Source organism: Neobacillus drentensis, assembly GCF_036966985.1.
Classification (GTDB): domain Bacteria; phylum Bacillota; class Bacilli; order Bacillales; family Cytobacillaceae; genus Neobacillus; species Neobacillus drentensis_E.
In genome coordinates this window covers 1-625 of the sequence record NZ_JBALSN010000741.1, presented here as the reverse complement: position 1 = coordinate 625, position 625 = coordinate 1, and the positions used below count along the sequence as shown (strand labels likewise).

At 45.0% G+C, this 625-nt stretch carries 1 protein-coding gene; it reads right to left on the bottom strand.

Annotated features, from left to right (window positions below; translation table 11 throughout):
* Nucleotides 1–13: 13 nt before the first annotated feature.
* Nucleotides 14–589 carry a dihydrofolate reductase family protein gene (locus tag V7659_RS31195; RefSeq protein WP_213118903.1) on the bottom strand — a complete coding sequence of 192 codons (576 nt, stop codon included), beginning with the start codon at nucleotides 587–589 and terminating at the stop codon, nucleotides 14–16.
* Nucleotides 590–625: the final 36 nt, after the last annotated feature.

The window sequence follows — 625 nt, the reverse complement described above, 5'->3', positions numbered from 1 at the left end:
TTAGGAGAAAAGGTCATCTAACCGTCTGGTAAACGAGGGCTATGGCTCCAGAATCAAATGTCTTGTTTTCGATCAGTTTAAGATTGATTTTCTCCTTGAGACCTTGGAATAACGGCAACCCGCTGCCGATCAGGACGGGAGAAACCGTAATTTTATACTCATCGATTAAATCAAGCTGCATAAGGTAGTGTGCTAACCTAGGACTGCCGAGGATGACCATATCCTTGCCTGGCTGCTGTTTGAGGTTCTTGATTTCTTCCTCGACATCTTCTTTCACCAGTCTGGAATTGTTCCATTCGACTTTCTCCAACGTCGTGGAAAAAACGATTTTGGGTGTCTTTTCGATCCACTCGGCATGATTCCGTTCATGCTGCGAAGCTGAGGGGTCAGAAGGCACAGATGTCCAGTAACTGTGCATCATCTGATAAGTCTCACGTCCCCATATGACAGTGTCGGCAGTACTCAGAATTTCTTTCGCGTGTTTCTCCAAGTCAGCATCGTATGAAACCCAGCCAATGTCCATTTCACCGTTCGGACCTTCTACAAAACCGTCAAGCGATGCGTGCAGAAATAGAACGAGTTTTCTCATTTTTAGTCTCCTTTGTTCATGAGGGATATTTTTTTC